This window comes from Streptosporangium sp. G12 (assembly GCF_052983175.1).
Genome location: NZ_JBRIQO010000030.1, coordinates 34,637 through 59,810, shown reverse-complemented (window position 1 = coordinate 59,810; position 25,174 = coordinate 34,637). Strand labels below are relative to the sequence as shown.

The window sequence follows — 25,174 nt, the reverse complement described above, 5'->3', positions numbered from 1 at the left end:
GGCGTGGGCGACGGACTCGATCGGCTTCTGGAGGGGCGGCGGCTGTCGCCCGTCCAGCGGCGGATCGCGCGCTACCTGGGCGACCACCTGTCCGAGGCCGTCTTCCTGTCCAGCGTGGAGCTGGCCGACCGGGCCGGGGTGAGCCAGCCGTCGGTGACGAGGTTCGCGGTGGTCCTCGGGTTCGCGGGATACCCCGAGCTCAGGCAGGCGCTGCGGCCCCTCGTCGTGGGCGGCAGGAAACCGTCTCGGGCCAACGACCTGCAGACCGCGATCGACGTGGAGATCGACAACCTGCGGAGCGTGCGCGACACGCTGAGCGATCCCTCCGACCTCGCGGAGCTGGGTGCCAACCTGGCCGGATGCGAGCCCCTGCCGGTGCTGGGCCTGCGGGTGTCGAGCGGGCTGGCGACCACGTTCGCCTACTTCGCGCGCCGGATCCACCCCGACGTCCGCCTGCTGACCCACGGCGGCTCGGAGCTGGCCGACGGGCTGCACGCCGCGCGCCGGGCGGGGGCCGGCTGGCTGGTCGCGGTGGTCCTGCCCCGCTACCCGGCCGAGGCGGTGCAGGCCCTGCGGGGCGCCCGCGACCTCGGCCTGCGTACGGCGGTGATCACCGACCGGCGGGACGTGCCCTTCGAGGCCGACGTGGTGCTGGCCGCCCCCGTCGGCGAGCGGCTGGTCTTCGACTCGCACGCGGCGCCGCTGGCCCTGGCCATGGTGCTGGTGGAGGCCATGGCCGACGCGGCACCGCTGCGCACGCAGGCCCGGCTGGAGGAGTACGAGCGGATGACCGACCAGGCCGGGGTCTTCACCGAGCAGCTCGACTGACGGCGCGAGAGCCCCGCCGCGCTCCGTGGGAGGCGCCGTCGCGGGATCGGGCCGGGCCTATCCGGCGAGCCGCCTCATCGAGCCGACCGACCAGCGCAGGCTGACCGCGGACAGGACCAGGATGAGGCCGAAGGCCAGCGGGATCGAGCCGTCGGAGAAGTCGCCGTCGAACAGCGCCCGGCCGGCCTCGACCGCGTGGTAGAGCGGGTTGAACTGCGCGACCGCCCGCATCCAGTCGGGGGCCAGTGACATGGGCAGCATGATGCCGGTGAGCAGGATCAGCGGCATCGCGAAGAACTGCATGATCTGCGACATGCCGTTCTCGTCGCGCAGCGCCAGTGCCATGCCGTACGACAGGCCGGAGGCGAGCAGCCCGGTGGCGGCCATCAGCACCAGCATGAGCGCCAGCCCCGGCAGGCTGGCCCGCATGCCCATCAGAGTGGCCAGCGCGATCACCAGCAGGGCCTGGACGACCAGCACGATCATGTCGCGCAGGGTGCGGCCCAGCACGATCGCGGGTCGCCATACGGCGCTGACCGCGAGCCGTTCCAGGTAGCCGTTGCGGATCTCGTTGATCATGCCGAAGCCCACGAAGAGCGAGCCGAACAGGGCGATCATCATCATCACGCCGGGCGTGAACATCCGCAGCGTGTCGCCCATGGTGCCGCCCGCGGTGGTGTTGGCCACCAGCGGCGCGAAGAGGAGCAGGTACAGGACGGGCTGCATCAGGCCGAACAGCGGCCAGACGGGGTTGCGCAGGGTGGCCCTGAGCTCGTAGCCCAGGAACAACATCGTGTGTCGGAGCACGGGAGGTCCTTGTCGTCGTTCAGTTCGCGTCGCGCAGGGAACGGCCGGTGTGGCGCAGGAACACGTCGTCGAGCGTGGCCCGGTCCAGGGAGATCGACCGGATCGGCAGCCCTCCGGCCTCCAGGGCGCGGAGCAGGGCGGGCAGGTTGTGCTCCCCGTCGTCGAGGTAGGCGCGCAGGACGTCCTCCTCCTCGCGGACCTCCCTGACGTACGGCTCGGCGTCGAGGAGCGCCCGCGCCTCGCCGGCCCGGTCGAGGCGGAGCGTGACGACGTCGCCCGCGACCTCCTTCTTGAGCTCGGCGGGGGTGCCCTCCGCGACGACGCGGCCGTGGTCGATGATGACCAGCCGGTCGCAGAGCGCGTCGGCCTCCTCCAGGTAGTGGGTGGTCAGCAGCACGCTGGTGCCCCGCTCGCGCAGGGAGCGCACCTCGTCCCACAGGTTGGCGCGGTTCTGCGGGTCGAGGCCGGTGGTGGGCTCGTCGAGGAAGAACAGCGGCGGGTGGTTGACCAGACCGACGGCGAGGGCGAACCTGCGCTTCTGGCCGCCCGACAGCGTCCGTACGGGACGGTCGGCCAGCTCGGCCAGGTCGAACGCGGCCAGCAACTCCTCGCTGCGCGCCTTCGCCCGCGCGCGGGACATGCCGCCGATCCTGGCGGCGAGGATCAGGCCCTCGCGGCCGGGGGAGTTCTCGTCCACTCCGCCGCCCTGGCCGACGTAACCGATCTTCTCCCGCACCCTGGCCGCCTCGGTGACCACGTCGTGGCCCGCCACCCGGGCGGTGCCGGAGGTCGGGGCGACGAGGGTGGCGAGCATCCGGATCGTGGTGGTCTTTCCCGCGCCGTTCGGGCCGAGGAAGGCGAAGATCTCGCCCTCGGCGACGGAGAGATCGACGCCTTTGACGGCCTCGACCTCCCGGGGGCTGTCCCGGCCGCGCCTGGTGGTGAAGGTCTTGCGCAGGTCGTGCGCTTCGATGATCATGATTCTCCGTCGTAGGGGGTACGGAAAGATTCGGGGAACGGCGGGGGCTCAACCGGATTTCCCGCCCGGCGAGCGTCCGCAGGCTTTCGGGGGACCGGCGTCCCGGCGCGCGGGCCGGGCCGGGGCGGATCTCAGGGCAGCTTTCCGGCCCTGACGTCGGCGACGGACGCCTCGATCCAGTCGAGCTGCGCCTGGAACTGGCGGATGTTGAGCTGGAGGCACTCGTCGATGTGCCGGGGGGCTCCGTAGCCCTGCTTGCCGCCCAGCGCGCGCCGCATCATCGAGATGGAGGCCCGCAGCTGCTCGGCCCTCGCCTCCATGGCGTTGACCAGGTCGGCGGGGGGGAGGCGGTCCATGAAGGTGAGGGCGACCTGGAAGGGGTCGACGATCGGCTTCACGAACCACCAGCTGTTCATCAGCTGCTGGTGGAAGTCGGCCCGCCCCGCCTCGGTGACGCCGTAGACCGTCTTGCCTCCCCTGCCCTGCTCGACGATCTCCAGCAGTCCCTCGTCGGCCATCTTGGCCAGGCCGTGGTAGATCGAGCCGTAGGCCACGTTGGCCCAGTTGTCGGCGCCCCAGAGTTCGAGGCGGCGCCGTACCTCGTAGCCGTGCAGCGGGCCGTCGAGCAGCACGCCGAGCAGCAGGATCCGGGTGGAGGACATATTCAAATTTGTATTCAAGTTTGAGTATGGTGTCAACCGTGCGAGAGATCAGACGTGACGACGACGGCGCCCTCGTGGGCTTCATCCGCCCGGCGGGCGAGGGCTGGGAGCCCCTGACCGTGTTCGGTTACCCGATGGGGGAGCCCTCCTCGGAGGAGGCGGCGCTGGAGGTGGTCCACCGGTCCGGGCTGGAGGTGCTGATGCGGCCCTGGTGGTTCCTGGAGGACGGGGAGTGGTACCGATGCGTGATCGCGGAGGCGGCGGCCGGCGCGGTCAGGGTCCGGCCGGACGACGCCGGTTATCCGCGTGAGAATGTTCTCGCGGTGACGCTGGAGCGTCCCGGGCCGGAGATGTTCCGCCCGGATTGGAGACCGCGCGTATAGGCGACCAGCGGACGGACAGGACAGGCACGGGTTCCATGAACATGGAGTTGTGACGCTCTGTGACCATCGGGGAGACCTGTGCCTGCGCTGCCACCATGACTGGCCGAGCCGCTGTGGGGCCGATTCCGCGCCCGGCTGTCGCAGCGGCGGATGCGCTACGACGTTCCGGTCAGGCGCAGGCGGGTACGGGGTGGGGCCGAGGGGGGCAGTGTGGCGATGATCTCAGCGAGTGAGGTCGTGGCGAGGCTGTTCCGCCAGGCTTCGTGGGCTTCGGCCATCTTCTCGGCGAGGATGCAGGGGTTCTGGCACTCCTCGGCGGACAGTGCTCCGCGTCCCTGCTGGCGGATCTCGCGGCACTCGTACGGCGAGGACGCACCGTCGACTGCCTCGACGATCTGTAGGAGCGTGATCTCGCGAGCGGGCCGGGCCAGCCGGAACCCACCGCGCGGGCCTGTCGTCGCGGCCAGCACGCCGGCCTTGACCAGTGCCTGTAGCTGCTTGGCGAGATAGGCCGCCGGCAGGTCGAAGTACTGGGCGAGCTGTGCCGCCGACGCGGTGGTCCCTACCTCGAGCTGCGCCAGCGACGTGGCGCAGTGCAACAACCATTCCGTACTCACGGGCAGCTTCATAAGCCCGATAGTATCTAAGACATTGAGGATCTTTTAAGTCCGAGATAGCGTAGGCGGCAGCATGCGAGACAGAGGAGAGATCACCATGAGGACCATGCGAATCGCCGTTGCCGGAGCCACCGGGAACATCGGGGCCCGCACCGTCGCCGTCCTGGAACAGGCCGGGCACGAGGTCGTGCGCATCAGCCGCTCACTCGGCGTGGACCTGATCACCGGCGACGGCCTCGACGCCGCCCTGACCGGCGTCGAGGTCGTCATCGACGCCACGAGCTTCACGGCAGCCGACCGGGACGACGCGGTGGCATACTTCGGCACCACCACCCGGAACCTGCTCGCCGCCGAGGAACGGGCCGGTGTCCGTCACCACGTGCTGCTCTCGATCGTCGGCGTCGACCGTATCGAAGGCAACGCGCACTACGCCGGCAAGCGTGAGCAGGAGCGTCTCGTGACCGAGGGCCCGGTGCCGTGGACGATCGTTCCCGTCACGCAGTTCCACGACTTCGCCGCGACGGTGACGAGCTGGACCGAGCAGGAGGGCGTCGCCGCGATCCCACCGCTGCTCGTCCAGCCGATCGCGCCCGCGGACGTGGCCGACATCCTCACCGAGATCGCCACGGGCGCACCGCAGGGGCGTTACCGCGATGTCGCCGGCCCTGAGCCGCAGGACCTGGTGGACATGGCCCGGCGCACCAACGACGCGCGCGGACACGCGGTCAAGCTCATGCCGACGTGGTCATCGCCGCTCGGTCCGGAGATGGCGGGCGACGTCCTCCTGCCCGGCGAGGGCGCCCGCATCGCACCGACCACCTTCGACGAGTGGCTCGCAAAGCAGTAATGGCGTCACCCCGACCCGGCACCCTGCGCTGCTGCGATCGTGGCAGGCGGCAGGGCGGCAGAACCTGAAGGACCGCTGGGGTCGTCGGTGAAGGTGCGGCGTCGTCGACCACGCTCTGGCCATGATGACAGTGTGGTCACAGGTCTTCCCGATGGCGCAGAGCGTCACAACTCCATGTTCATGGAATCTGTGCCTGTCCTGTCTGCCCGCTGGTCCCTGCCGGCCGCCTATCTGCGCGGCCCCTTAAAGAAGTTTTATCCGAAATAGGGTGATTGTTATGTCCGCACGTCCCACCGCGCTGGTCACCGGCGCCTCCAGGGGGGTGGGCGCCGCGATCGCCCGCGCCCTGGCTCCCACGCACGACCTGCTGCTCGGCGGCCGCGACACCGAGGCGCTGGCCGGGATGATCCCCGCCCTGCCCGGCGCGCGGCCCTGGCCGGTGGAGCTCACCACCGTCACGGAGGCCGACGTCGCCGGCATCGACCGGCTCGACGTGCTGGTGCACAGCGCGGGCGTGGTGACCCTGGGACGTGTCGAGGAGACCCCGGCCGAGGTGTGGCGGCGCACGATGGAGATCAACGTGATCGCGGTGGCCGAGCTGACCCGGCTGCTGCTGCCCGCGCTCCGCGCGGCGCGCGGCCACGTGGTGCTGATCAACTCCGGGGCGGGACAGCGGGCCAACCCGAACTGGATCTCCTACTCGGCCAGCAAGCACGCGCTGCGCGCCTTCGCCGACGGGCTCCGCCTGGAGGAGCCCGAGCTCCAGGTCACCACGATCTACCCGGGGCGGGTCGCCACCGACATGCAGCGCGAGGTGCGGGCCAGCGAGGGCGGCCCCTACCAGCCGGAGAACTACCTCGACCCGGACTCGGTGGCCCGGGTGGCGCTGACGGCGCTGACCGCGTCCCCCGACGCCCACATCACCGAGATCACCGTCCGTCCCGCCGCCGGGCCTCCGAACTGAGAGCGGTGCGGCGGGCCGAGGGCGCGACCGGGCTGAGGATGCGACCGGGTTGAGGATGCGACCGGGTTGAGGGTGCGGCGGGCTCGCCATTGAATGGACCCATTCACATAATGGGAGGGTGTTCGACGAGATGTGGGGTGCCATAGAGCACCTCGGACGTGACGAGCGGACCCGCGGCTACCTGCGAGACGCGTGGTCGCCCGCGGATCTGGAACTCCGGCGATGGTTCGGGCAGGAGGCCGCCAGGCGCGGCCTCGACCTGAGGGAGGACCGCAACGGCAACCTGTGGGCCTGGTGGGGTGACCCGTCGGCCCGGCCCGGCGTGGTCACCGGCAGCCACCTCGACTCGGTGCGGCAGGGCGGCGCCTTCGACGGCCCGCTCGGCGTCGTGTCGGCCTTCGCCGCCCTCGACCTGCTGCGGGCCAGGGACTTCCGGCCCGCGCGCCCTCTGGGAATCGCCTGCTTCACCGACGAGGAGGGCGCCCGGTTCGGCGTCCCGTGCGTCGGCTCGCGCCTGCTGACCGGGATCCTCGACCCGGACAGGGCGCGCGCCCTGAAGGACGACGAGGGCGACTCGCTGGCCGAGGTGCTGCGCGGGGCCGGGCGCGACCCCGGCGGGCTGGGCCGGGACGAGGAGACCCTGCGGTACATCGGCGTCTTCGTCGAGCTCCACGTCGAGCAGGGGCAGGACCTGGTCCACCGGGACGCCCGGGTCGGCGTCGCCTCGGCCATCTGGCCGCACGGCCGCTGGCGGTTCGACTTCCACGGCCAGGCCAACCACGCGGGCACCACCCGCCTGGCCGACCGCGACGACCCGATGCTGCCCTTCGCCCGTACCGTCCTGCACGCCCGCCAGGCCGCCGAGCGCAACGGCGTGGTCGCCACCTTCGGCAAGACGCGCGTGTCGCCCAACAACGCCAACGCCGTCCCCGGCCTGGTCAGCGCCTGGCTGGACGCCAGGGGCGGTGACGAGAACGCGGTCAGGGCGCTGGTCGACGAGCTGATCGACTTCTCCGGCGCCGAGGTGACCGTCGAGTCGTGGACCCCGGTCGTCGACTTCGACGCGGTCCTGCGGGAGCGGGTCGCGGCCGCAGCCGGGGGCGCGCCCGTCCTGCCGACCGGCGCCGGACACGACGCGGGCATCCTGGCGTCCGCGGGTGTGCCCAGCGCGATGGTGTTCGTCCGTAATCCAACGGGCATCTCTCATTCTCCGGAGGAACACGCGGACAGGGCCGACTGCCATGCCGGGGTCACCGCCCTCGCCGCCGTTGTGGAGGACCTGTGCGGGAGCTGAGCTACTGGTGCGAGCTGGCCTGGCTGCCACCGGGCGAGGTCGTCGCGGGGGTACTCGTCAGGGTCAAGGACACCCTGATCGTCGAGATCGTCACCGGCGTGGCGGCCCCGCCCGGCGGAGCCGTCCGGCTGGCCGGGCTCACCGTCCCCGGGCTGGCCAACGCGCACTCCCACGCCTTCCACCGCGCCCTGCGCGGGGTGACGCAGCGCGAGAAGGGCAGCTTCTGGACCTGGCGCGAGCAGATGTACGGCCTGGCGGGCAGGCTCGACCCCGACTCCTACCTCAGGCTCGCCAGGGCCACGTTCGCCGAGATGGCGCTGGCCGGGATCACCTGCGTGGGAGAGTTCCACTACCTGCACCACGGGCCGGACGGCAGGCCGTACGACGACCCGAACGCCATGGGACACGCGCTCGTCCAGGCCGCGCGGGAGGCGGGGCTGCGCATCGCGCTGCTGGACGCCTGCTACCTGACCGGCGGCGTCGGCACCCCGCTGAGCGGTGTGCAGCGGCGGTTCGGCGACAGGGACATCGACGGGTGGGCCGCGCGGGCGGAGGCGCTCGCGGCCGGCTACCGGGGCGAACGGGACGTGGAGATCGGCGTGGCCGTGCACTCGGTCCGCGCGGTCAGGGCCGAGCAGATCCCCGTGGTCGCCGAGTTCTCCCGGCACCACGGAGTCCCGCTGCACGCCCACGTCTCCGAGCAGCGCGCGGAGAACGCCGCCTGCGTGGAGGCCTACGCCGCGACCCCGGTCCAGCTGCTGGAGGCGCACGGCGCGCTCGGCCCCCGCTCGACCGCCGTGCACGCCACGCACCTGTCGGACGTGGACGTCGCGCTGCTCGGCGCCTCCGGCACGCGCGTGTGCATGTGCCCGACGACCGAACGCGACCTCGCCGACGGCATCGGACCGGCCAGGAGGCTGTTCGAGGCGGGCGCGCCCATCACGCTCGGCTCGGACAGCCACGCGGTCGTCGACCTGTTCGAGGAGGCCCGCGCGGTCGAGCTGGACGAGCGGCTGGCCACCGAGCAGCGCGGCCACTGGTCGGCCGCCGAGCTCCTGAACGCCGCCACGGCCGCGGGGCACGACTCGCTCGGCTTCGCCTGCGCGGGCATGCTCGTTCCCGGCGCGTGGGCGGACCTGGTGTCGGTGCGCCTCGACTCGGTCCGCACGGCCGGATCCGCCCCGGCGCACCTGGCCGAGACCGTGGTCTTCGCCGCCACGGCCGCCGACGTGCACTCCGTGGTGTCCGGCGGGCGCCACGTGGTCGTCGACGGCAGGCACGCCCTCGGCGACGTGGGCACCATGCTCGCCGAGGCGATCGCCGAGGCGCGAGAGGAGAAGTCGGTATGACGAGCGAGGACCGGCCGGTGACGAGCACCCTTTTCGACCGCATCGGCCTGCTCTACACGGGTGACCCGGCGCGGGAGGAGATCGAGAACGCGGCGCTCGTCGTCGAGGGCGGCGAGGTGGTGTGGGTGGGACCCGCCGGCGCGGCTCCGTGCGCCGACGAGCGGGTGGACGTGGACGGGCGCTGCGTGATCCCTGGCTTCGTCGACAGTCACGCCCACCTCGTCTTCGCGGGTGACCGCACGGCCGAGTTCGCCGCCCGCATGGCGGGCCGCCCGTACACGGCGGGAGGCATCCGTACGACGGTGTCGGCCACCCGCGACGCCTCCGACGCCGAGCTCGTGACGCGCACCGCCACCCTGGTCTCCGAGATGCTCGCCCAGGGGACGACCACGGTCGAGATCAAGAGCGGCTACGGCCTCACGGTCGACGACGAGCGCCGGTCACTGGAGATCGCGCGGGGGTTCACCGAGGAGACCACCTACCTCGGCGCGCACGTCGTCCCCCCCGACGCCTCCTCGGCCGACGAGTACGTCCGCACCGTCACCGGGGAGATGCTGGAGGCCTGCGCGCCGCACGCCCGGTGGGTCGACGTGTTCTGCGAGCGCGGGGCCTTCGACGCCGACCAGAGCAGGGAGATCCTCCTCGCCGGGGTGAAGGCGGGGCTGCTGCCGCGGATCCACGCCAACCAGCTGGGCGAGGGGCCGGGGGCGCGGATCGCCGCCGAGGTGGGCGCGGCCTCCGCCGACCACTGCACCCACCTGAGCGACGACGACGTCTCGGCGCTGTCGTCGTCGGGGGTGGTGGCCACCCTGCTGCCCGGCGCGGAGTTCTCCACCCGCTCGCCCTACCCGGACGCCCGCCGCCTGCTGGACGCCGGGGTGACGGTCGCGCTGGCCACCGACTGCAACCCGGGTTCCTCCTTCACCTCCTCCATGCCGTTCTGCGTGGCGCTGGCGGTCCGCGAGATGGGGATGACGCCGCTGGAGGCGATCAGGGCCGCCACGCACGGCGGGGCCAGGGCGTTGCGACGCGGGGACGTCGGCACGCTGCGGGTGGGAAGCAGCGGGGATCTGGTGATTCTGGACACACCCACGTACGTCCATCTCGCCTACCGGCCGGGGGTGCCGCTGGTGACGCAGGTGTGGAAGCGGGGCCGCCGCCTGGTTTGAGTCCCTTTGCGGGGGTTAGTTGCGGGCCTTGGCGGCACGTCAGGAAACCTCCTCCTTGAGGAGGAAATCCAAACCATTCTCCAGGCGTACTTTTTGAGGGAATCTTTGCCCTGGCACGTCCGTTGAAAAGACAAGCGATGTGTCTGCGCGCACGGGGCGTCAAACGAGCGAGTGGACACGTCATAAGCAGGCGGAGCGAGGTGCCATCGGATGGCAAGGCCGACGGGGAATCGGACGCAGGATCAGCATGTCTCTGATCGAGACCTGCTCGGGACCTACCTGGCAGAGATCGGACGGGTGCCCCTGCTCACCGCGGAGGAAGAGGTCGAACTCGCCAAGCGGATCGAGGCGGGTCTCTTCGCCGAGCAGTTGCTGGACGGTGGGTTGGGTGGATTGACGGAGCCGCGGATCGGGGACGCGGCCGATGAGGAGCTCGAACGACTGGCCGTTTCCGGGCGGAGGGCCAAGGATGAATTCATCCAGGCCAATCTACGTCTTGTGGTGGCCGTCGCGCGCAAATATTCGGGGCGGGGAATGCCGCTGATCGATCTAGTCCAGGAGGGAAACCTGGGGTTGGTCCGCGCGGTCGAGAAGTTCGACTATCGGCGCGGTTACAAGTTCTCGACATATGCCACGTGGTGGATCAGGCAGTCGGTGGGGCGCGCCATCCACGAGCAGGCCCGGCCGGTGCGCCTGCCCACCCACGCGGGCGAGCAGATGACCAGGCTGATGCGGGTCCGCCGCGACATGCTGGCCGAGTTCGACCAGGAGCCGACCGACGCCGACCTGGCGACGGTGCTCGAACTTCCCATCGAGCGGGTCCGTGAGCTCCGCCGCTGGGCCTCCGACCCCGTCTCCCTGCAGCTGGGCGTGGGCGACGAGGACGAGACCGAACTCGGCGACATGATCGCCGACGACACGTGGGCCGATCCCGAGCAGCAGGCGATGGACATCCTGGAGCGCGAGCGCCTGGAGGTGTGGCTGACCGGGTTGGAGGGGCAGACCCGCGAGATGCTCCGCTGGCGCTACGGCCTGATGGACGGCCGCGAGCACACGCTGACCGAGGTCGGCGAGCGCTACGGCATCGGCCGCGACCGCGCCCGCCGGATCGAGCGTGACGCCCTGGCCCGGCTGCGGAAGATGGCCACGGCCGCCTGATTCCCACGATTCGGCACGGTCTCGTTTGGACCGTGCCGGATCGGTTTCTTTTGCAGTGGGTCTTGTCGCCGCGGCGGTTCCATGGCTGCTCACGCTTGGTGGGTTCCACGGTTGTTTCGCGCTTTGGTCGGTTCCATGGCTGTTCAGGCTGTCCCGGTTCCATCGCCGTGGTGGATGCCGTCGCCGTTCACGCTGCGGTGGGCGGGTGCTCCGGACGGCCGTCTCAGGTGATGTCCTGTGGTTCAGGCCTCCGGCCTGCGCGGGCGTGATGGTTGCGGGCTCTTTTCAAGCCGTCCGGGGGTCCGCGTAGCCGAGCGTGGGAGCGGTCGGCCGCCTCCTCGGAGGCCTGCGGCCATGAACAGACCAATCCACGCGCACGCAATGTACGAAGTCGTTACCGTTAAGAGCATGATCATCTGGGTCGCTTCGTTCCCCCGATCAGGCAACACCTTCCTCCGCATCGTCCTCAAGCAGCTGTACGGCGTGTACACCTCCACCGTCTACGACGTCGACGGCGTAGCCGCGCGGCTTGGTCCTGACCTGATCGGCTTCGAGGAGCGTCCCGCCTCGATCGAGGAGATGCGCGCCTCCGAGAAGCTGTATTTCGTCAAGACGCACCGGCAGCGTGTCGGGGAAGAGGACCGCGCGATCTGTCTCGTCCGAGACGGCCGCGACTCCATAACCTCATGGGCCCACCTGACCGGTGCGCCTGATGTCGAGGCGGAGCTCCGCGCGATGATCGACCGCCGTGACGAGGTGGGAACGGGCAGTTGGGGCCGGAACGTACTGAGCTGGCTACGTCCGCCCGCGCCCCATCGCGTGATGCTCCGCTACGAGGAGCTGATTCGCGAGCCGCGACGGACCGTCGAGAAGGTGCTGGCCACGCTGGCGCCGACCCTGCGGCCACTGCCTGATGCCCGCGTTCCCACCTTCGCAGAGCTTCACCGGGTCGATGGCGGCTTCTTCCGGAGAGGACACACAGGCACACACTCGGACGAGCTGCCAGAGGAACTGCACCAGCTCTTCTGGTCCCGCCCCGATAACGTCACGGCCATGGAGTTGCTTGGGTATTCACGCGATGCGTGAAGGTTGTCGTTCACCACTTGCGGCGCATAGAGGCACCGAAGGCTCATGGAAGCACCCTTGACCGCGACTCAGATCATCAGTCGGCCCTCTTCGAAGATTTGCGCAGGTGAGCCAGGGCCGTCAGGTTGAAAAAAGCTCATGGTCCGTGGTGCCGCGTCCCACGTCTTGTTAGCTGCTTTGAGGGGATTTCGGCTACTTTCACGCGATTTTTCCGTTCTCGAAAACGCCCGGCATCACCGCTGGGATTCCTCGCCGCTTTCGAGGTAGGACAATCACGTTAAATCGGATATTTATGGTATGTAGATTGGCCAGGGTGTCTTCATGGGGCCGGTTGTGTGGCGGGTCGGCCACTACGGAGAGCCTTGACATTCGCCATCATCGTCAACAATGAATCTCTTATTCTGGCATATTAGGTCAAACGTGGACTTAATTTGCGTATTGTAACGCGAGCTTTGACCATTTACCGTGTTTCGTATGTCAGACATCTCTCGACGTAGCGCAATTGCCGCATTGGCTCCCGCGGTCGGGGCCGCTGTCGCCGCGCAACTGACCGGGAGGCCGGCGATCCCGGCCCCCGATCCGGGCGACCACCAGCATGTTCCGGCACAAACCGCGGGGTCCGCGCACGCCGGCTTCAGGTCGGGAACCCGGGTGGACAATGGAAAGAACGGATTTCATCCGACGACGCTCCTCCGTGATTTCGACAGGGGGAGAACGTCTGCGCTGTCCGGTGGGAGGACGCTTCGAGAATGGACATTGGTGGCGCGAGAGAAGCCGATCGAGGTGGCTCCCGGAGTCGTGTTCCCCGCCTGGACCTATAACGACAGGATTCCCGGACCCACGCTTCGCGCGAATGAGGGCGACCGTCTGAGAATCACCCTCGTCAATTACTCGGCACACGCGCACACGCTTCACTTTCACGGGCTGCACGCGGCGGAGGTCGACGGGGTCGCGGGAATAGGCCTCGGCCTGGTCCAGCCGGGCGAGCGGACGGTGTACGAGTTCGACGCGGAGCCGTTCGGCGTGCATCTGTACCACTGCCACGTGACGCCGCTCGCCGCCCACATCGCCAAAGGCCTGTACGGCGCCTTCGTCATCGACCCGAAGGGCTCGCGCAGCGAGGCCGACGAACTGGTGATGGTCATGAACGGGTTCGACACCAATTTCGATCGCTCGAACGAGCTGTACGCGGTCAACACCATCCCCTTCGCGTACATGGGAGAGCCGGTGAAGGTGACCGTCGGCGAGCTGGTGAGGATCTATCTCGTCAACATCCTCGAGTACGACCTCGTCAACTCCTTCCACGTCCATGGAAACTTCTTCGACTGGTATCCGACCGGCACGTCACCGCGCCCGGCTGAGCACACCGACACCGTGATGCTGTGCCAGGGCCAGCGGGGAATTCTCGAGATGACGTTTCCGCGCCAAGGGCGCTTCATGTTCCACGCGCACCAGTCGGAGTTCGCCGAGCTCGGCTGGATGGGCCTCTTCGAGGCCGGTTGCGGTGGCACCGCTGCCACCGGCTGCGAAAGGAACCGGTGACGTGGAGGAACGCCGGGCACGTCATCCGAGTGGCACCCGCCTGAACACATGGCTGCTCGGTCTCCTGCCGTTGTGCGTCATCGCCGTCGCCGTCGCGGGGCTCGCCGTTCTGGACGGCCCCGGCCTGACCTCGCGCAACGGCCCTCCGGCCGAGGAGCTCACGGTGGAGCGGACGATACTCGGCGCGGGCTCCATCGAACTGGTCGTGCGTAACCAGGGCGCCGATCCGGTCGCTCTCGTCCAGGTCGCGGTCAACGACGCCTTCACCGACTTTCGGACGAGCGAGCCGGAGATCGGCCGCCTCGGCTCCGCCAACGTTCGGATCACCTACCCATGGGTCGACGCGGAGGCCTACGAGGTGACGCTCCTCACCTCCACCGGAGGCGTCGTCACCCACGACATCCCCGTCGCCGTCACGACCCCCGACCCGTCTGGATTCATCGGCCTGATGACGCTCCTGGGGACATACGTCGGGGTGATCCCCGTGGCCATCGGGATGCTCTGGCTGCCGTGGCTGCGGCGCGTACCTCCCTCCTGGATCCGCGCCCTGATGGCACTGACCATCGGCCTGCTCGCCTGGCTGGCGATCGACGCGGCACTCGAAGGCATGGAGGTCGCCAACGCCGGTGCGAGCGGGCTCGGCGGCGCCGGACTCGTGGCGATGGGCGCCGTCGCCGCGTACCTGCTGCTGTCCGGCGTGCACGCCTGGATGGCCGCACGACCGGGACAGGCGGGCGGCCACCGCCTGGCGCTGCTCGTGTCCGTCGGCATCGGCCTGCACAACCTCGGCGAAGGACTCGCGATCGGCTCGGCCTACGCCGTCGGCGCGCTCGCCCTCGGCGCGACGCTCGTCGTCGGCTTCACGATCCACAACACCACCGAGGGCCTCGCCATCGTCGCCCCGGTCAGCGAGGAACGCGTCTCACCGCCGAGGCTGGCACTGCTGGGCCTCGTCGCCGGCGGCCCGGCCATCCTCGGCGCCTGGCTCGGCGCCGCCACGGTGCAACCCGCGATCGCCGCGCTGCTGCTGGGTCTGGGGGTCGGCGCGATCGTGCAGGTGATCCTCCAGATCGCGCCATCGGTACGTGACGAGACCGGACGGCTGCTGCACCCTCTCGGCATCGCCGGCATCCTCGCCGGAATGGCCCTCATGTACGCCACGGGCCTCCTGACCTGACCCCGCCACGCGCGACGAGATCCGCCTCGTGAAAGTCGCCGCGGCTCGAAAGGAGCCCGTAACCACCGCGCCCGAGCAGGCCGGAGGCCTGAACCACGGGACATCGACCGAGACGGCCGTCCGGAGTGCCCGCCCACCGCGGCGTGAACGGCGGCGGGGCCGATCCGTTGCCCGGGTGAGGCCGTGGCCGGGGGCTGCGGCTCGGCTTCCGCCCGGATCGAGTGGGCGTGGCGCCGATCATGAACGGGGGTGTCGAAGTCTCTGCGAACCCCTAGGCGGAGGTCATCTGGGCCCTTTTACGGTCAACCCCAGGTTATGGCGCACCGCATCCGAAACATGGCTGAAACACCATGCGGCCGAGATTCACAGATGTGAAACACACAAGGTCGCACCTTGAAACGGTGGAAGAACACGCTGTGGCGCAACGTCAGTGCGCGGCCGGTCGATGGAGCCCAGGAAGCGATCACTGCGACTGTGAAACCGGCCACACGCCATTTGTAAGGGAGGGTCGCGTCGAATGAAGATCGATAGCGGCACCACTGCCTGGATGCTCACAGCCACCGCCTTGGTGCTGTTGATGACTCCCGGCCTTGCGTTCTTCTACGGAGGAATGACCAGGGCCAAGAGTGTCCTGAACATGATGATGATGTCGTTCGTCAGCATCATCACCGTCACCATCGCATGGGTGCTTTACGGGCACTCGCTGACCTTCACCGACAACGGCAGCGAGCTCGTCAACAAGTTCATCGGCGGCTTCGACGCCCTTGGGCTGCAGAGCCTGGTCGACACCGCCACCAAGGACGATGGCACGGGTATGCCGAGCCTGGTCTTCTCGGCCTTCCAGCTCACTTTCGCGATCATCACCGTCGCGCTGATCAGCGGTGCCATCGCCGACCGCGCGAAGTTCGGCGCCTGGGTGCTGTTCACCATCGTCTGGGCGACCATCGTCTACTTCCCCGTGGCCCACTGGGTCTGGGGCAATGGCTGGCTGTTCAACCTCGGCATCGAGGACTTCGCCGGTGGCACCGTGGTCCACATCAACGCGGGAGCCGCGGCGCTGGCGCTGGCGCTCGTGCTCGGCAAGCGCGCCGGCTGGCGCAAGGAGCCGATGCGGCCGCACAACCTGACCCTGGTCCTGCTCGGCGCCGGTCTCCTGTGGTTCGGCTGGTTCGGCTTCAACGCGGGCTCCGAGCTCGCGGTGGACGGCACCGCCGGCCTGGCGTTCATGAACACCCAGATCGCCACCGCCGCCGCGGCGGGCGCCTGGCTCGTGGTCGAGAAGATGCGCGACGGCCACGCCACCAGCCTCGGTGTCGCCTCCGGCGCCGTCGCCGGTCTGGTCGCCATCACCCCCGCCTGCGGTTTCGTGGACCCCTGGGCGGCCCTCGTCCTCGGTCTCGTCGCCGGTGCGGTCTGTGCCTACGCGGTGGGCCTGAAGTACAAGTTCGGCTACGACGACTCCCTCGACGTGGTCGGCGTGCACCTGGTCGGCGGTGTGATCGGCGCGGTCTCCCTGGGTTTCATCGCCGCCTACCCGTTCCTGGAGCAGCAGAGCACCGGCCTCTTCTACGGTGGCGGTGTCAAGCAGCTGGGCCTGCAGGTTCTCGGCCCGGTCGCGGTCGGCGCCTACTCCTTCATCATCACCTGGATCATCGCTAAGATCATCGACAAGACGGTCGGCTTCCGCATCGGCGCCGAGGAAGAGATCACCGGCGTCGACATCACCTCCCACGCCGAGACCGGTTACGACCTCGGCACCATCCACTCCTCGGGTGTGGCCGCCGTCAACGGCCCGGCCCCCACCCCGGCGTCTAAGAAGGTGGACGCATGAGACTCATCACAGCGATCATCAAGCCGTTCAAGCTCGACGACGTGAAGGCGGCCCTGGAGCAGTTCGGGGTCAAGGGCATGACGGTCAGCGAGGCCAGCGGCTACGGCCGCCAGCGCGGTCACACCGAGGTCTACCGCGGCGCCGAGTACCAGGTCGACCTGGTGCCCAAGGTCCGCCTCGAAGTGCTCGCCGAGGAGGAGGACGCCGAGGACGTCATCGACGTCATCGTCAAGGCCTCGCAGACCGGCAAGATCGGTGACGGCAAGGTCTGGTCCGTTCCGGTGGACACGGTCGTTCGCGTCCGCACCGGGGAACGCGGACCCGAGGCGCTCTAACCGGTGAGAGGCGACACGCGCTCGTACGCCGCGGCCCGTAAGGAACGGGCCGCGGACATCGACCGCTGGCTGACGGACCTGGTCCGCACCGCGGTCGGCACGCCGTACGGGCCCAACGGGGGAACGACGAGAAACGACGAGCGCGGCGCCCTCACCGGAGTCGCGCTCGTCGCGGTCGGGAGTCTTGGACGCTCCGAGCTCGCGCCGGGCAGCGACCTCGACCTGGTCCTGCTCCACGACGGGCGGGAGGACGTGGCGCGCGTCGCCGACCGCATCTGGTACCCGATCTGGGACTCCGGGGTGGGGCTCGACCACTCGGTGCGGACGGTGGACGAGGCGGCCAAGGTCGCCAGGGAGGACCTCAAGGCGGTCCTCGGCCTGATCCAGGCACGGCACGTGGCGGGAGACCCGGAGCTGACCCGCTCGGCGCGCGAGATCGTGCTCGCCGAGTGGCGTGCCGACTCCCGGCGCCGCCTGGGCGAGTTGCGCGACGCCGCCGACAAGCGGGCGGAGGCCAGCGGGGAACTGGCGTTCCTGCTCGAGCCCGACCTCAAGGACTCCCGCGGCGGCATCCGCGACGTGCAGGCGATGCAGGCCGTGGCGGCGGCCTGGGTCGCCTCGGCGCCCGGCCCCCGGGTGCGCGAGGCCTACGAGCTCCTGCTCGACATCCGGCACGGCCTGCACCTGGTGACCGCCCGCGGCGCCGACAGGCTGGTGCTCCAGGAACAGGACGCCGTCGCCGGGATGCTCGGCCTGCTCGACGCCGAGGCGCTGATGCGCAGGCTCGCCGAGGCCGCCAGGACGATCGGGCACGCCTTCGACGCCACCTGGCGCACCGTCGACCGGTTGCTGACCGGCCCCACCCCCCGCGGCCGCCGCCCGCTCGCCGACGGCGTCGTCGAGCATGGCGGGGAGGTCGTGCTCGCCCGCGGGGTCAACCCGCGCAAGGACCCGGTCCTGGTGCTGCGCGCCGCCGCGGCGGCGGCCGAGGCGGGGTTGCCGCTGGCACCCGCCACGGTCACCACGCTGGCCTCCCAGTCGCCGCCGCTGCCCGTGCCCTGGCCGGACGAGGCGCGTGACGCGCTGGTGGCACTGCTGGGCGCCGGTCGCGCGGCCGTGCCGGTCTGGGAGGAGCTGGACCAGGCGGGGGTGCTGGTCCGCCTGCTGCCGGACTGGGAGCGGGTGCGGCACCGCCCGCAGCGCAACCCGGTGCACCGCTACACCGTCGACCGGCACCTGATCGAGGCCGCCGCCGGCGCCGCCTCGTTCACCCGCGAGGTCTCCCGGCCCGACCTGCTGCTCATCTCGGCGCTCCTGCACGACATCGGCAAGGGATACCCCGGCGACCACTCCACCACCGGCGCCGTCGTCGCCCGCGACATCGGGGCCCGGATGGGCCTGCCCCCGGCCGACGTCGACATCCTGGAGACCGTGGTCCGCCACCACCTGCTGCTGCCCGAGACGGCCACCCGCCGCGACCTGGACGACCCGGTGACGATCTCCCGGGTGGCCGAGGCCGTCGGCTCGCGCGAGGTCCTCGAACTGCTGGCGGCCCTCGCCGTGGCCGACGGCCACGCCACCGGGCCCGCCGCCTGGAACTCGTGGAAGGCCTCGCTCGTCGCCGACCTGGTACGCCGGGTCCGCTCGGCGCTCTCGGGAACCCCGCTGCGCCCCGCGCCGTCCCTCTCGGTGGAGCAGGCGTCCCTGGCCCGCCACGGCGGCGGCGCCGTACGCGTCAACGGGGGAGCGGTCACCGTGGTCGCGCCCGACCGCGCCGGGCTGCTCTGGCGCGCGGCCGGGGTGCTGGCCGCGCACCGGATGGTGGTCCGCGCCGCGTCGGCCGCCTCGGCGGGGACGACCGCCGTGATCGAGTTCTCGGTCGTGCCCGAGTACGGCTCGCCGCCCGACCCCGCGACGCTGGAGGCCGACCTGCGCCTGGTGCTGGCCGGCCGCCTCGACATCGAGCAACGCCTGGCCAGGAGGACGAGGTCGATGCGCCCGGCCCGGGTGCCGGTGGCGCCGCCGAGGGTGAACCTGGTGGACGACGCGTCCAACACCGCCACCGTCATCGAGGTGCGGGCCCATGACCGTCCGGGACTTTTGTGGCGGATTGGTAGAGCATTCGGTGAATGTGGCCTTGACGTACGGGCCGCCCGTGTGGAGACTCTCGGCGCAGAGGCGGTGGACGTCTTCTACGTGGTCGACAGAGCCGGCCGTCCGCTGACCGACGAGGTCCAGCGGGCGCAGGTGCGCGATCAGGTGCTGGCTGCCCTGCGGTAACCGTAAAAAATCGGTCCCTCGTCGCCTTCGTAACGATTAAAGTCGCTATGTCGGTTTTGCCGATTCTTTCCCATGACCTTGTGGTCTGATGTTGTCCACTTGTGTCGTGATTGAGGGGTAGCGAGAGCGGTGACTACGGCGACATCCGAAAGCGGAGGTGCTTCGGCACCCGACCGTGGCAAGCGGCCTGCCGCCCGGTTCGGCTTGAAAAACTGGCGTGTCCGTTCGCGTCTGACGGCCCTGATCCTGGTGCCGACGGCAGTGGGCGTCGTGCTCGCCGGCACGCGCGTGGTGGCCTCCGTGGACAGTGTGGCCGGGTACCAGCGGACCGCCACCGCGGCGGAGTACTCGGGCGGTCTCCGTGACCTGGCCCAGGCGCTCGGGTTGGAACGTGACCGAGGCGCGTGGTCGTCGTTCCAGCCTTCGAACAAGGGCTTGAAGGAGAGTTCCGACGCGCAGCGCAGGACCGTGGACGCGCTGGCCAGGAAGGTGCGGCTGGAAGTCCAGGCGATCGACGACTCCTACGGCGCCCGGGTCGTCGAGGCGGCCAGGAACGTGTCCTACCAGCTGGAGGGCCTTCCGGAGCTGCGCCGCCTGCCGGGCATCAACCGTGTGGAACGGTACAGTTCCATGATCGCCCCGCTGCTGACGCTCCACGAGGAGCTCACGCTGGTCAGTGACGACCCGGAGATCATCGGCAACACCCGCGCGCTCAGCGCCCTGGCGTACGCCAAGGAGGAGGTCTCCAAGCAGCGCGCCCGGCTGCTGGCCGGCTACTACGCGCCCTCGCTGATCAACCCGCAGGAGGTCGAGAAGTTCATCGCCTCCCGCTCCCGGATGGACGAGTACGAGGCGGACTTCGGCGTCGAGGCGAGCCCGGACAACGCCCAGCTCCTCGTCACCGCCCTGATCGACGAGCGGGTCCACCGGGCCGAGCTGATCAAGGCCAGGGTGATCGTGCTCGCCAGCGATCCCTCGCGCACCGGGCGGCTGCTGTCCGACTTCAACGAGGTCAAGCAGTGGTTCTCGGACAACAGCGTGGTCCTCGACCGGATGCGGAAGGTCGAGACCCAGGTCGCCGGCGACGTGGTCACCCGGGCCAGGGACCTGGAGGACGCCGAGCAGCGCAACGCGATCATCACCGCCGGGCTCATCCTGCTGCTGCTCCTGCTGGTGCTCGGCCTCACGGTCGTCATCGCCCGCTCGATGGTGACGCCGCTGCGCCGCCTGCGCGCCGAGGCGCTGGAGGTGGCGAGCTTCCGGCTTCCCGAGGTCGTGCGGCGCCTGCGGGTCTCCGGCGACACCCGGACACCCGACGTCGATCCCATCTCGGTCGACACCAGCGACGAGATCGGGGAGGTCGCCAAGGCCTTCGACGAGGTCCACCGGCAGGCCGTGCGCCTGGCCTCAGAGGAGTCCGAGCTCCGCTCCAACATCAGCGCGATGTTCGTCAACCTGTCGCGGCGCACGCAGACCCTGGTCGAGCGGCAGATCTCGCTGATCGACGGCCTGGAGAAGGGCGAGGAGGACGGCGGCCGGCTGGCCGACCTGTTCAGGCTCGACCACCTGGCCACCCGCATGCGCCGAAACTCCGAGAACCTCCTGGTCCTCGCCGGTCACGAGCCGACCCGCAGGCGGAGCCAGCCGGCCAAGCTCGTCGACGTCGTCCGCGCCTCCCTGTCGGAGGTCGAGGACTACGAGCGGGTCCAGGTCAAGGTGCACCGCACCATCTCGGTCGCGGGCAGCGCCGCCAACGACATCGTGCACCTGGTCGCCGAGCTGGTGGAGAACGCCCTGCAGTTCTCCCCCCGGGCCAGCCAGGTCGTGGTCTCCAGCAGCGTGATCGAGGGCGGCGGCGCGCTGCTCGCGGTGAGCGACCCGGGCATCGGCATGACCCACGAGGAACTCGTCGAGACGAACCGCCGGCTGGCGGACCCGCCCGTCGTCGACGTCTCGGTGTCACGGCGCATGGGCCTGTTCGTGGTCGGCCGCCTGGCGCTGCGCCACGGCATCCGGGTCCAGCTGCGCCCGCAGGAGGGCGGCGGTCTCGTCGCCATGGTCCTGTTCCCGCCGGGGCTCGTCGTCCAGGCGGTCCAGCCGGTCCAGACGCCCTCCTGGGGGGCCGAGCCGGCTCCCGCGCAGGACCTCTTCGCGCAGACGCCCGCGGGTCGACCGGCCGGTCGGCAGCCCTCGTACGGGCAGTCCCGGCCCGGGTTCGGACACACCCACCCCTCGTTCGAGCAGGGACAGTCCCCGTTCGGGTCGAATCCCTTCGGGCAGGCCTCGTTCGGGCAGGAGACATTCGGGCAGGAGGCGTTCGGTCAGGAGGCGTTCGGTCAGGAGGGGTTCGGGCAGACATCGGTGGACCCGCCCTCGTTCGGTTCCGCCCCGCCGTTCGGTGCCCCCCCGGCACCGGGTATTCCCTCCGGCCCGCCCGGCGGCCCGGCCAGGAGCGGCCCGCCGCTGCCCAAGCGACAGGTCAACGGCAACGGCAACGGCGCTCCCGTCTCCGACTTCTCCGCCTGGAGCCAGTCCTCGTACGAGGACACGGCGGTGGGGGCGATGCCCGCGGTGGGCGTCTCCCCGCTCGAGGCCGAGCAGGAGGAGTACCTGCCCATCTTCGCCTCGATCGAGTCGGCCTGGTTCCGCCGGGCGGAGGGGCCGGGCGAGCAGCCGGCCACGGGCGGATCCCCGGGACGGGCGTCATCCTCCGGATCGGAGGGCGAGCTCTCCGATCCGGAGGCGGCGTGGGGGGAGGAGCCGACACCCCCGACCGGCATGCCGGTCCGCGAGCCGGCTCGCGACACACCGCCGACGAGAGAGCAGGTGAGGGCGGTGGCGGCCGAGCCGGACAGCTGGAACACCCCCGCCGACGCCGGGTGGCGGGCCGCCCAGGCGGCGAGTGAGCCCGCGCTCGGCGGGGTGACCGCAGCGGGCCTGCCCAAGCGCACTCCCAAGGCGAATCTCGTCCCCGGTACGGCCGCGGCCGTACCGTCCAGCCCCGTGCCGCCCATGTCACCGGACAGGGTGCGCAGCCGTCTGTCCAGCTTCCAGCAAGGTGTACGGCGGGGCCGTGCCGAAGTAGTCGATACCACCACCAGGAGCCTGGTGGACAAGGAGGAGGGCTCGTGACGACCCTGAGTCATGAGGCACGCAGGTTCGACTGGCTGATCACCGAGTTCGTCCGCGGCACGCCAGGTGTCGCGCACGCGGTGTGCGTCTCCGCCGACGGGCTGAGGATCGCCAGTTCCGAGGGGTTTCCCCCCGACAGGGCCGACCAGCTCGCCGCCGTCGCGGCGGGCCTGCTCAGCCTGACGGTGGGCGCCTCCCGCGTGTTCGAGGGAGGCGCCGTCACCCAGACGGTGGTCGAGATGGAGCGCGGCCTGCTGCTGGTCATGGCGATCAGCGACGGCTCCGTGCTCGCCGTGCTGGCCTCTCCCGACTGTGACATGGGCCTGGTGGCGTACCAGATGACCCTGCTCGTCGACAGGGCCGGACAGGTGCTCACCCCGGCGCTCCGCGCCGAGCTGCAGTCCTCCCGGGGCCGGTGATGACCGCGCTCACGCCCGGTCTCCTCACGGGAGAGGCTCGTGCTCGGGATTGACGGAACCGGGGACGACGAGCCCCTGTTCCGTCCGTACGCCGTCACCGGCGGCAGGTCGGAGCCGCGCTTCCACATGGCGATGGAGGCGCTGGTCTCCTCCTCCTTCATCATGGAGGAGGACCTGGCTCTGCTCACCCCCGAGCAGGATGCGATCATCAGGCTCTGCCGTTCGTACCGGTCGGTCGCCGAGATCTCGGCTCTGCTGAAGGTGCCGCTCGGCGTGGCCCGCGTGCTGGTGGCGGATATGGTCGACGAGGGCTTCGTCCGCATCCACCAGCCGCATCTCAACGAGGGACAACCGGACCTCAACATGCTCGAAAGGGTTCTCAGTGGACTTCGCAGGCTCTAGCCAGGGTGGCCTGACGTCAACGAAGATCGTTGTCGCGGGTGGGTTCGGCGTCGGCAAGACCACGTTCGTGGGGGCGGTGTCGGAGATCGTGCCGCTGACCACGGAGGCGGTGATGACCGACGCCAGCGCCGGGATCGACGACCTGGGGCTGACTCCCCACAAGACCACCACCACGGTCGCGATGGACTTCGGCCGTCTCTCGCTGGACCGTGATCTGATCCTGTACCTGTTCGGTACGCCGGGTCAGCACCGGTTCTGGTTCATGTGGGACGACCTGGTCCGCGGCGCGATCGGCGCGGTGGTCCTGATCGACACCCGGCGGCTGGCCGACGGCTTCCCGGCGATCGACTACTTCGAGGAGGCCAAGCTCCCCTTCGTGGTCGGTGTCAACGGCTGGAACGGCGAGTTCCCGCACCACGAGGAGGAGGTGCGCGAGGCGCTGACGCTGGCCCCGCACATCCCCGTGGTGCGGACCGACGCCCGCTCCCGCGACTCGGTGAAGAGCACGCTGATCACCCTGGTCGAGCACGTGCTGCGGGTCCGCACGGCCTACGGCACGTCGGTGTAGCAACGCTTTCCCTCCGGGACGGGCCCGCGCTCCGCGGGCCCGTCCCGGACCGGGTTCCGGGCCGTCTCCGGAGCGGGACGCGGTCCGGTGTCCGGTTCGCGCCGTGCCGGCCGGCGGAACGCGACCCGGGAACCCGTCAGTCCGGGATCCACTCCTTCCAGGTGATCCTGTTCGCGTTGATCCACTTCTGGGCCGCCTCGGCGGGGTCGAGGCCGTTGTCGACGATGTCGTTCGCCACCGCGTTCTGCTGCTCGTTCGTCCAGGAGAAGTTCCGCACCAGCTCGTAGGCCCTGCCCCCGGTGTCGGCGAACCGCCTGCTCACGATCTTGTCGAGCAGGTAGGGCGGGTAGTCGCACCGCACCTTGGCCGGGTCGGCGTCGCAGCCGATCGCGTACGGCGGAAGGTCGACCTTCGCCAGCTTGATCTGGGTGAAGAGCCACTGCGGCTCGTAGAAGTGCATCAGCAGCGGGGTCCGGTCGCGGGTCGCCTGTCTCGCGGCGTCGATCAGCGCTTTCTCGCTGCCCGCGTGGACGACCCGGTAGTCGAGGCCGAGATTGCGGACCAGGGCCTCGTCGTTGGTGACGTACGAGGGGTCCCCGTTGAGAAGCTGACCTAAATTACCTGATTTATCCGTTTTGAAGAGGTGGGCGTACCTGTTGAGCTGCCGCCAGTCGGTGATCCCGGGATACTCGTCCACCATCCACCGGGGCACGTACCAGCCGATGACCCCCCTGGTGCCGCTCCTTCCCGCGGAGACCGCGACCTTCTTCTCCTCGATGTAGGTCCGCTTCAGCGCCTCCCGCCCCCAATTCTCCACGATCACGTCCACCGTGCCCTTCTCGAGGCCCTCCCAGGACTCGGACGGGGTGAGTCTCACGGTCTGCGCCCGGTGGCCGAGCTCCTGGGCGAGCAGGCGGCCGATGACGGCGGCGCCGGCCTCGTAGCCCGCCCCTTCGTGGAGGGCGATCCTCACGGTCCCGCCGCCGGAGGCCGGGGGAGCCGGTGCGTCCTGGCCGGTGCACGCGGCGAGGGAGACGAGTAACGCGGTGGCCGCGCCGAGCGCCAGGAGGCGGCGGGGGAGGGGGAGCCGGGGGAGGGACAGGGCGCGGGCGGTCGGGCGGGAGCCGCGAACCTGGCTCGCGACGTCGCCGGGTGTGGCCACGGTCTCCTCCAGGGCTCGCCGCCCGGATTCGGCGGGCCGGGGGCGCGGTGCGGGCTACGGATGTAGGGGGTCAAGATATGGCGTAAATATGGCGAATCACAATTTGTGATTCCCCGGCGGCTGACGCGCCCCCGTGGCGGGCTCTCGCGGCCGCAGAATGGAACGATGCAAACGGTCATAAAG

Annotated in this window: 23 protein-coding genes; 18 read left to right on the top strand and 5 right to left on the bottom strand. The window is 70.1% G+C overall.

The features are described 5' to 3' along the window. Window positions 1-3: 3 nt before the first annotated feature. Window positions 4-828 (top strand): MurR/RpiR family transcriptional regulator, encoded by an 825-nt coding sequence (locus ACVCAG_RS37070; protein WP_440071244.1) that lies wholly within the window; start codon window positions 4-6, stop codon window positions 826-828. Between the two features lie 57 nt (window positions 829-885). Here the strand turns inward: ACVCAG_RS37070 and ACVCAG_RS37065 are convergent, their stop codons facing one another. The 3 genes from ACVCAG_RS37065 to ACVCAG_RS37055 all read right to left on the bottom strand — a co-directional run bounded on the left by ACVCAG_RS37065 (window position 886) and on the right by ACVCAG_RS37055 (window position 3,276). Continuing rightward, window positions 886-1,635: an ABC transporter permease gene (locus tag ACVCAG_RS37065; RefSeq protein ID WP_440086929.1), complete on the bottom strand. Its 750-nt coding sequence runs from the start codon at window positions 1,633-1,635 to the stop codon at window positions 886-888. A gap of 19 nt (window positions 1,636-1,654) precedes the next feature. Then, window positions 1,655-2,614 (bottom strand): ATP-binding cassette domain-containing protein, encoded by a 960-nt coding sequence (locus ACVCAG_RS37060; protein WP_440086928.1) that lies wholly within the window; start codon window positions 2,612-2,614, stop codon window positions 1,655-1,657. Window positions 2,615-2,745: 131 nt separating this feature from the next. Further along, window positions 2,746-3,276: a helix-turn-helix transcriptional regulator gene (locus ACVCAG_RS37055; RefSeq protein WP_440086926.1), complete on the bottom strand. Its 531-nt coding sequence runs from the start codon at window positions 3,274-3,276 to the stop codon at window positions 2,746-2,748. 38 nt (window positions 3,277-3,314) lie between these two features. On the opposite strand from ACVCAG_RS37055, the gene ACVCAG_RS37050 reads away from it, so the two are divergent. Beyond that, window positions 3,315-3,659, top strand: a complete 345-nt coding sequence (locus ACVCAG_RS37050) for a hypothetical protein (protein WP_447191255.1) — start codon at window positions 3,315-3,317, stop codon at window positions 3,657-3,659. Between the two features lie 155 nt (window positions 3,660-3,814). Here ACVCAG_RS37050 and ACVCAG_RS37045 read toward each other — a convergent pair whose 3' ends face one another. Further along, the gene (locus ACVCAG_RS37045; RefSeq protein ID WP_447191254.1) at window positions 3,815-4,288 is read right to left on the bottom strand and encodes an RrF2 family transcriptional regulator; all 474 of its coding nucleotides are present in this window, start codon (window positions 4,286-4,288) and stop codon (window positions 3,815-3,817) included. A gap of 94 nt (window positions 4,289-4,382) precedes the next feature. Here ACVCAG_RS37045 and ACVCAG_RS37040 point away from each other — a divergent pair, with 94 nt between their 5' ends. The 16 genes from ACVCAG_RS37040 (at window position 4,383) to ACVCAG_RS36965 (ending at window position 23,829) form a co-directional block, all read left to right on the top strand. Continuing rightward, complete coding sequence (locus ACVCAG_RS37040) at window positions 4,383-5,123, top strand: NAD(P)H-binding protein (protein ID WP_440086922.1); 741 nt, start codon at window positions 4,383-4,385, stop codon at window positions 5,121-5,123. 277 nt (window positions 5,124-5,400) lie between these two features. Beyond that, window positions 5,401-6,087, top strand: coding sequence for an SDR family oxidoreductase (locus tag ACVCAG_RS37035; RefSeq protein WP_440086921.1), 687 nt, complete (start codon window positions 5,401-5,403; stop codon window positions 6,085-6,087). A gap of 130 nt (window positions 6,088-6,217) precedes the next feature. Next, window positions 6,218-7,381: an allantoate amidohydrolase gene (locus ACVCAG_RS37030; protein ID WP_447191270.1), complete on the top strand. Its 1,164-nt coding sequence runs from the start codon at window positions 6,218-6,220 to the stop codon at window positions 7,379-7,381. Continuing rightward, a complete protein-coding gene (locus ACVCAG_RS37025) occupies window positions 7,369-8,730 on the top strand; it encodes a formimidoylglutamate deiminase (protein WP_440086920.1) in 1,362 nt (453 codons plus the stop codon). Before ACVCAG_RS37030 ends, ACVCAG_RS37025 begins: the two co-directional genes overlap by 13 nt. Then, window positions 8,727-9,899 (top strand): imidazolonepropionase, encoded by a 1,173-nt coding sequence (gene hutI, locus ACVCAG_RS37020; protein ID WP_440086919.1) that lies wholly within the window; start codon window positions 8,727-8,729, stop codon window positions 9,897-9,899. The genes ACVCAG_RS37025 and hutI overlap by 4 nt, the downstream gene beginning before the upstream one ends. A 210-nt stretch (window positions 9,900-10,109) precedes the next feature. Beyond that, window positions 10,110-11,057: a sigma-70 family RNA polymerase sigma factor gene (locus tag ACVCAG_RS37015; protein WP_362680216.1), complete on the top strand. Its 948-nt coding sequence runs from the start codon at window positions 10,110-10,112 to the stop codon at window positions 11,055-11,057. Between the two features lie 408 nt (window positions 11,058-11,465). Next, window positions 11,466-12,143 carry a sulfotransferase domain-containing protein gene (locus ACVCAG_RS37010; RefSeq protein ID WP_440086918.1) on the top strand — a complete coding sequence of 226 codons (678 nt, stop codon included), beginning with the start codon at window positions 11,466-11,468 and terminating at the stop codon, window positions 12,141-12,143. Between the two features lie 474 nt (window positions 12,144-12,617). Continuing rightward, entirely contained in the window at window positions 12,618-13,685 is a 1,068-nt protein-coding gene (locus ACVCAG_RS37005; RefSeq protein WP_440086917.1) for a multicopper oxidase domain-containing protein, read from the top strand. Between the two features lies 1 nt (window position 13,686). Continuing rightward, window positions 13,687-14,862: a ZIP family metal transporter gene (locus ACVCAG_RS37000; protein ID WP_440086916.1), complete on the top strand. Its 1,176-nt coding sequence runs from the start codon at window positions 13,687-13,689 to the stop codon at window positions 14,860-14,862. 517 nt (window positions 14,863-15,379) lie between these two features. Then, window positions 15,380-16,693 carry an ammonium transporter gene (locus ACVCAG_RS36995; protein WP_440086915.1) on the top strand — a complete coding sequence of 438 codons (1,314 nt, stop codon included), beginning with the start codon at window positions 15,380-15,382 and terminating at the stop codon, window positions 16,691-16,693. After that, window positions 16,690-17,028, top strand: coding sequence for a P-II family nitrogen regulator (locus ACVCAG_RS36990; protein ID WP_329091194.1), 339 nt, complete (start codon window positions 16,690-16,692; stop codon window positions 17,026-17,028). Before ACVCAG_RS36995 ends, ACVCAG_RS36990 begins: the two co-directional genes overlap by 4 nt. Before the next feature lie 3 nt (window positions 17,029-17,031). Beyond that, a complete protein-coding gene (locus ACVCAG_RS36985) occupies window positions 17,032-19,308 on the top strand; it encodes a [protein-PII] uridylyltransferase (RefSeq protein ID WP_440086914.1) in 2,277 nt (758 codons plus the stop codon). Between the two features lie 249 nt (window positions 19,309-19,557). Continuing rightward, a complete protein-coding gene (locus tag ACVCAG_RS36980) occupies window positions 19,558-22,440 on the top strand; it encodes a nitrate- and nitrite sensing domain-containing protein (protein ID WP_440086913.1) in 2,883 nt (960 codons plus the stop codon). After that, a complete protein-coding gene (locus ACVCAG_RS36975) occupies window positions 22,437-22,859 on the top strand; it encodes a roadblock/LC7 domain-containing protein (RefSeq protein WP_440086912.1) in 423 nt (140 codons plus the stop codon). The genes ACVCAG_RS36980 and ACVCAG_RS36975 overlap by 4 nt, the downstream gene beginning before the upstream one ends. Before the next feature lie 39 nt (window positions 22,860-22,898). Then, a complete protein-coding gene (locus ACVCAG_RS36970; protein WP_362840796.1) occupies window positions 22,899-23,261 on the top strand; it encodes a DUF742 domain-containing protein in 363 nt (120 codons plus the stop codon). Further along, window positions 23,242-23,829, top strand: a complete 588-nt coding sequence (locus tag ACVCAG_RS36965; RefSeq protein WP_329091201.1) for a GTP-binding protein — start codon at window positions 23,242-23,244, stop codon at window positions 23,827-23,829. Before ACVCAG_RS36970 ends, ACVCAG_RS36965 begins: the two co-directional genes overlap by 20 nt. Window positions 23,830-23,965: 136 nt before the next feature. Here ACVCAG_RS36965 and ACVCAG_RS36960 read toward each other — a convergent pair whose 3' ends face one another. Continuing rightward, a complete protein-coding gene (locus tag ACVCAG_RS36960) occupies window positions 23,966-24,991 on the bottom strand; it encodes an ABC transporter substrate-binding protein (RefSeq protein ID WP_440086911.1) in 1,026 nt (341 codons plus the stop codon). Between the last annotated feature and the right edge of the window lie 183 nt (window positions 24,992-25,174).